The organism is Streptomyces sp. NPDC030245 (assembly GCF_055572995.1).
This window is the reverse complement of sequence record NZ_JBVICF010000002.1, coordinates 762,831-769,715: the sequence shown is the minus strand read 5'-3', so window position 1 is coordinate 769,715 and position 6,885 is coordinate 762,831. Positions and strand designations below refer to the sequence as shown.

The 6,885-nt window shown below is 73.2% G+C and carries 4 protein-coding genes; 3 read left to right on the top strand and 1 reads right to left on the bottom strand.

Features of this window, described 5'->3' with window-relative positions; all coding sequences use genetic code 11:
* Positions 1–159 precede the first annotated feature (159 nt).
* Positions 160–2,640 carry a polysaccharide lyase 8 family protein gene (locus ACZ4Z4_RS07855; protein ID WP_468323718.1) on the bottom strand — a complete coding sequence of 827 codons (2,481 nt, stop codon included), beginning with the start codon at positions 2,638–2,640 and terminating at the stop codon, positions 160–162.
* A 426-nt stretch (positions 2,641–3,066) separates the two neighbouring features.
* Between ACZ4Z4_RS07855 and tdh the strand changes: the two genes are divergently transcribed.
* The 3 genes from tdh to ACZ4Z4_RS07840 all read left to right on the top strand — a co-directional run bounded on the left by tdh (position 3,067) and on the right by ACZ4Z4_RS07840 (position 6,819).
* A complete protein-coding gene (gene tdh, locus ACZ4Z4_RS07850) occupies positions 3,067–4,095 on the top strand; it encodes an L-threonine 3-dehydrogenase (protein WP_468324180.1) in 1,029 nt (342 codons plus the stop codon).
* Between the two features lie 86 nt (positions 4,096–4,181).
* Entirely contained in the window at positions 4,182–5,381 is a 1,200-nt protein-coding gene (locus tag ACZ4Z4_RS07845) for a glycine C-acetyltransferase (RefSeq protein ID WP_468323715.1), read from the top strand.
* 538 nt (positions 5,382–5,919) lie between these two features.
* Positions 5,920–6,819 carry a LysR family transcriptional regulator gene (locus tag ACZ4Z4_RS07840; protein WP_468323713.1) on the top strand — a complete coding sequence of 300 codons (900 nt, stop codon included), beginning with the start codon at positions 5,920–5,922 and terminating at the stop codon, positions 6,817–6,819.
* The last annotated feature ends 66 nt before the right edge of the window (positions 6,820–6,885 follow it).

The following is a 6,885-nucleotide window of genomic DNA, read 5'->3' as shown; positions in this document are numbered from 1 at the left end:
CGCGCCGAACCAGCGGGAGCCCCCGGACGTCACGCGCCCAACCAGCGGGAGCTCCCCGGACGTCACGCGCCGAACCAGCGGGAGCCCCCGGACGTCACGCGCCCAACCAGCGGGAGCTCCCCGGACGTCACGCGCCGAACCAACAAAAGGTCCCGCCCGTCAGGCGAGCTCCGCCGTATGCGTACGCCCCCGCGACCCACCGACCCGCACGGTGACGACGGGCCGAGCCCCCGGCACAACCGTCACCGTGTCATCCGCACGGACCACCTCCCGCACCCCGAAGGGCAGCTCGACGCTCACGGTCGCCCCCGTGCGCCCGGGGTCGGCGACGGCGACGGACACACCCTCGCGCCCGCGCCCGCGCCCCCGCCGCACGAGCACGGTCGCGGGCCCGGAACAGGTGAGTCCCCCGGCCCCGCCGGGCGCCCAGAAGTGCGCCGCGAGCACCCCGTCCCGCCGGGCCTCGACGGCCTGCACGGTCGCGTCATTGGCGACGACCCGCACGGGCCGTCCCTGCGCCCACGCCGCCGTCGCGGCCGCACTCGCGCCGGGCAACAGGACGTAGGCGTACGAGGCGGATGCGGGGGACACGCCGTGGTCGAGCCAGAGCGTCAGATAGCGGCGCCGCACCGGTGCGGTGCTGCCCCCTGTGTCCGCGCCGGTGTTGATGTCCCGCCACGCGCCGACGCGCTCCTCGCGCAGCGCGCGCAGTCCCAAGTCGTCGGCGCGCCCGGGAAAGTGGGGGAAGACATAGCCGCCGGTGCCCTCCAGGTGCGCCCACCGGGCACCGCCGAGCCGGGCGGACCAGCCGTCGTGGCCGGGCTGCCCGCGGCCGTCGACGGTCAGCCGCCGCACGGGCCCGTCGGCGCCGGCGTGCAGATTGCGGTTCTCGACGACCGTCTCGATCGTGCGCCCGTCGCTCGCGCCGATGTCCGCGCCGAGCGCGACGACGGCGTTGTCGAGGAAGAACCAGGCCTTGCGGGCCCGAAGACCGCTGCCGTCGGCGATCAATTCCATGGCGGCGGCGCCGTGGCGGGCGTCCAGGGCCGCGCCGCCCGCCACGGCGTTCTTCGGCCGGTACGTGCTCGTCCCGCTGCCCGAGCCGATGTCGGCGCGGGCCCGCGTGTCCACGGTCGTGCCCGGCAGGCGGTACGGATCGACGGTCGCCCAGAAGGAGTCACCGAACTGCCCGAGGTCGTCGCCGTCGTACAGATAGGTCATGCCGTCGCCGGTGTACCAGCCGTGCAGGTTCTCGCCGTTGCCCGCCTCGTACGCGGCGATCCGCTTGGAGGAGAGCGACAGAGTGAGCGCCCAGCCGGGCCGCCGGTGCACCACCCGGTCCATGCCGGCGAAGACGAAGTGTCCGGTGAGCCGGTCCGCGGCCGGCACCGACGCGTCGTCGAGGACGGCTTTGGCGCGGGCCAGCGCGGGGACACCTACCAGGCCCAAGTAGGGCGTCGCCCGATTCCGGTGGATCCAACCCTTGGCGAGGGCCCGCCACCGCCGCGCGTACGCGTCCGGCGCACCGGAAGCCAGCTGAAGGATGTGCGAGAGCACCGCCGCCCCGTCGTTGTGGTCCCGCGCCTTCTCCCTGGATATCGCCCGGCCGCGCACCGCGTCCATCATCAGCCCGTCGAAGACCACCGGCGCGAACGTCCGGTCGACCGCCTCGTACAGCACGGACGTCTTCGGGTCGGTGACCGCCCACGGGGAGTCGGCGAGGAGCGCGATCAGCTGGCCCGCGGCGCCGAGCAGGACACTGCCGTACGTCCCCGTGTACGCGACGGAGCCGTGCTGCACGAACGACCCGTCCTCATAAAACCCGTCCCCCGAAGTGACGTACTGAAAAAGGCTGTTCCGGCCGCCGTCCCGGCGGTCGGAGAGACCGTCGCGGGCCAGCGCCACCGTGGCGGCGTCCCGGGTGAGCAGGCCGCGCAGGGCCACGATGACGGCCTTGTCGGCGCGGTTGGCGCCGGTCTCGGCGAGCGAGGGGGAGTGGGTGCGGCGGTCCGGGTCCGGGCAGAATTGCGCGACCGTCGCCGTGTACGCGTCCAGGTCGTCGGCGGGCATGCGGGCCCGCAGCAGCACGCACGTGTCCATGAGCGCGCGGGGCGCGCCGATCTCCCAGAACCACCAGTTGCCGGACTCCGGGCGGTCGGGGCGGTAGCCGGTGGAGCGCAGGAAGCGCAGCGCGTCGAGCAGGGTGTCGACAATCTCCGCGCTGCCGCTGAGCGAGGTGCCGGGGGTGGCCCAGGCCGTCGCGACGGTGCGCAGACGGGTGTAGCTCTGGCCGAAGTTGCCGGGGTCGGAGGCGGGGGAGAGGTCGGGCCACAGCGCGGTCCGCCCCGCCGACCGGTCCAACTGCCGCCACCAGCCGGACGCCAGGGTGTCCAGGGTTTTCAGGGCCGCGGCGAAGTCCGGGTCGGCGGCGTCGAAGTCGCCGCCGGTGAGCTGCGTGGCGGCGCGGGCGAGCAGCGTGTCGTACGCCTCTTCGAGCGCGGGTTCGGCCGACGTGGCCGATGCTGCTGTGCCGCCCGAGACCGACGGCAGGAGGGCGGACGCGGCGCCCGCGATCAGAAGCGTTCGGCGACGGGGCGTGGGGGAGGAGCCGGTGTCGGAGTCGGAGTCGGACGTGGGCATGCGAACTCCCAGAGGTGTCGGGGCGTTCCGGGTGAGCCGATTCCGCGACAGCATGTAAGCGGTTGCTATGGCGCGCAAGGGGTTGGGGTGATGATTCCGTGCTCTTTCTTCCCCTTCACGCCAAGGGGTGGGCGAAATTCCAAGAGGGAGGACGCGCCCCAGCATTGACGGCTGAGGAGAAACCGATTACTACCCTGCGGCCCCACGACTGCGCACCGACTGGACGCCGCCGGGCACCACGGCAGGCGCCACCCCTATCCCCCCGGCGCTGACCACCTACTTCGAGCGCCACCGGCCCCGCAGACCCCCAGGTTTGAAGGAAAGCTGCGGCGGCGCTTAAGAAATCCTCGATGGACCGGGGCGCCGCCGTAGGGAAGATTCCTGTGTCGTCGGGGGAAGAAGCGACGTATGACGGGAGCCGTGGCCGTGAAGGCGCTGGTCAAGGAGAAGGCAGAGCCGGGTCTCAGCCTGAAGGACGTACCGGAGCCGGTCATCGGCCACGGCGACGTCCTCATCAAGGTGCTCCGCACCGGGATCTGCGGTACCGACCTGCACATCCGGTCCTGGGACGGCTGGGCGCAGCAGACGATCACCGCGCCGCTGGTGGTCGGGCACGAGTTCGTCGGCGAGGTCGTGGAGACGGGCCGGGATGTCGCCGACATCAAGGCCGGCGACCTGGTCAGCGGCGAGGGCCACCTGGTGTGCGGCAAGTGCCGCAACTGTCTGGCCGGCCGGCGCCACCTGTGCCGCGCCACGGTCGGCCTCGGGGTCGGCCGGGACGGTGCCTTCGCGGAGTACGTCGCGCTGCCCGCGTCGAACGTGTGGGTGCACCGCGTCCCCGTCGACCTGGACGTGGCCGCGATATTCGACCCGTTCGGCAACGCCGTGCACACCGCCCTGTCCTTCCCGCTGGTCGGCGAGGACGTACTGATCACCGGAGCGGGACCGATCGGCCTCATGGCGGCGGCCGTCGCCCGGCACGCTGGCGCCCGCAACGTCGTGATCACCGACGTCAGCGAGGAGCGCCTGGAGCTGGCCCGCAAGATCGGCGCGAGCCTCGCGCTGAACGTGGCGGAGTCGACGATCGCCGACGGCCAGCGCGAGCTCGGCCTCCGCGAGGGCTTTGACGTCGGCCTTGAGATGTCCGGCAACCCGCGTGCGATGCGCGACATGGTCGCCAACATGACCCACGGCGGCAAGATCGCCATGCTCGGCCTGCCCGCCGAGGAGTTCGCCGTCGACTGGTCGCGGATCGTCACCTCGATGATCACCATCAAGGGCATCTACGGCCGCGAGATGTTCGAGACCTGGTACGCGATGTCGGTGCTGCTCGAAGGCGGCCTCGACCTGGCCCCCGTCATCACGGGCCGGTACGGCCACCGTGACTTCGAGGCCGCCTTCGACGACGCGGCGAGCGGCCGCGGCGGCAAGGTCATCCTCGACTGGACCGCCTGAGCACCGCCTGACACTGCCGCTCGCCCTTCGCACGGCCCCCGCCCCCTGGTCCCCCGGGCCTCCCTGAACTCCCAAAGGAATCCCACATGTTCGACTCCGTACGCGAAGACCTCCAGGCCACCCTCGACGAGATCGTCGCCGCGGGGCTGCACAAGCCCGAGCGTGTCATCGGCACCCCGCAGTCCGCGACGGTCGCGGTCACCGCGGGGGGCCGCCCCGGCGAGGTCCTCAACTTCTGCGCGAACAACTACCTCGGCCTCGCCGACCACCCCGACGTCGTCGCCGCCGCCCACGAGGCCCTCGACCGCTGGGGCTACGGCATGGCCTCCGTCCGCTTCATCTGCGGCACGCAGGAGGTCCACAAGGAGCTGGAGGCGCGCCTCTCCGCCTTCCTCGGCCAGGAGGACACGATCCTCTACTCCTCCTGCTTCGACGCCAACGGAGGCGTCTTCGAGACGCTGCTCGGCGCGGAGGACGCGGTGATCTCCGACGCCCTGAACCACGCCTCGATCATCGACGGCATCCGCCTCTCCAAGGCACGCCGCTTCCGCTACGCCAACCGCGACATGGCGGACCTGGAGCAGCAGCTGAAGGAGGCGTCCGAGGGCGGCGCCCGCCGCAAGCTGATCGTCACCGACGGCGTCTTCTCCATGGACGGCTACGTCGCCCCGCTCGCGGAGATCTGCGACCTCGCCGAGCGCTACGACGCCATGGTCATGGTCGACGACTCGCACGCCGTCGGCTTCGTGGGCCCCGGCGGCCGCGGCACCCCGGAGCTGCACGGTGTCATGGACCGCGTCGACATCATCACGGGCACGCTGGGCAAGGCCCTCGGCGGCGCCTCCGGCGGCTATGTCGCGGCCCGCGCCGAGATCGTCGCGCTGCTGCGCCAGCGCTCGCGCCCGTACCTCTTCTCGAACACCCTCGCCCCGGTGATCGCCGCGGCCTCGTTGAAGGTCCTCGACCTCCTGGAGTCGGCGGACGACCTGCGCGAGCGCCTCGCGGCGAACACGGCGCTCTTCCGCTCCCGCATGACCGAGGAGGGCTTCGACATCCTGCCCGGCGACCACGCGATCGCCCCCGTCATGATCGGCGACGCGGCCGCGGCGGCCCGCATGGCCGAACTCCTCCTCGACCGAGGCGTCTACGTGATCGGTTTCTCCTACCCCGTGGTCCCCCAGGGCGCGGCCCGCATCCGCGTGCAGCTGTCCGCGGCCCACTCCACGGAGGATGTCAACCGTGCGGTTGACGCGTTTGTCGCTGCGCGGGCTGAGCTGGAGGGGTAGTCCTCTCGTCCGAGAGGTGCCCTTTGCGAGGGGCCCTCTGCACGAGGAGGAGCCCCCTGCGCGGGCCGGGTGTGCACTGGCGGGGCGGGGCGAAGCCCCCGCCCGGGGGCGCGGGGAACTGCGCGCCCCAGCCCCCACCGGCCGGTGGGGGACCCTATGCCGCCACCCCAGTGGCGAGGGCGGGCGCCCTGTTTGCCGGGCCGGGCGAGTCTCCCGCCGGGGCGAAGCCCCGGTCGGGGGCGCGGGGAACGGCGCGCTCAACCCCCATGGGCTGCTGGGGAACCCTATGCCGTCACCCCAGCGGCGAGGGCGGGGCCCGGCCAGGGGCGCGTGTTGCCGGGGCGGTGGGGTCCCCTCGCCGCTGGGGCAGAGGCGTCGGGCAGCCACCTGTCGGCGAGGGCTTGGCACGCCGTTCCCCGCGCCCCTGGCCTGGGGCTGCGCCCCGGTCCCACGGGGGCGGGTCGGCAGCCGAGTCCCGACCGGCAAGGGGCCGCCCCCCCCAAGGACGGATGAGCCCCCCGTAGGGGAGAATCACTGCATGATCGAAGCCCGGCGCCTGCACATCCTCCGTGCCGTGGCCGACCACCGCACGGTCACGGCTGCCGCCGCCGCGCTCTACCTCACCCCCTCCGCGGTCTCCCAGCAGCTCACCGCCCTGGAGCAGGAGACGGGCCACCGCCTGGTGGAGCGTTCCGCGCGCGGTGTACGGTTGACGGCGGCGGGCGAGATCCTGCTCACGCACACCAACGCGGTCCTGGCCCAGTTGGAGCGTGCCGAGGCGGAGCTCGCCGCGTACAGCTCCGGCGAGGCAGGGACCGTGACCGTCGCCGCCTTCGCCACCGGCATAGGCCTGGTCGTCGCACCCGCCCTGGCCCGCCTCGCCGACTCCGCGCCCGGCATCCGGGTCCGCGTCCAGGACGCGGAGGGCGACGCGAGCCTGCCGATGGTCCTCGACCGGCAGGTGGACGTCGCCGTCGCCGTCGAGTACCGGGGCGCGCCGGGCGCGGACGACCCCCGGCTCACCCGCGTCCCGCTCTACGCCGAACCCTTCGACGCGGTGCTCCCGCTCGGCCACCGCCTCGCGGACGCGGAGCGGGTGGCCCTGGCCGAGCTCGCGAAGGACGCGTGGATCGGCCCCTTCGCGGGCAACCCCTGCCACGACGTGGTCGTCCTCGCCTGCGAGCAAGCGGGCTTCCAGCCCATGCTGGAGCACTGGTCGGACGACTTCCGCGCGGTGGTGGCCCTCGCGTCGGCCGGCGCGGGGGTCGCCCTCGTACCCCGCTCGGCCCTGCGCGGCATGGACGTGTCGGGCGCGGTGGTGCGCCCGGTGGAGGGCGCGGCCCCCACGCGCCGCGTCTTCGCGGCGGTCCGGTGCGGCGCCGAGGACCACCCGCTGATCCGCCCGGTGCTGGACGCCTTGGGCGACGCGGCGGCCTGAACGCCCCAAAGGGTCCCGCCCATGACATGTGGCCGGTGAGGTGCGTGCGACACATGTCCAAGAGGC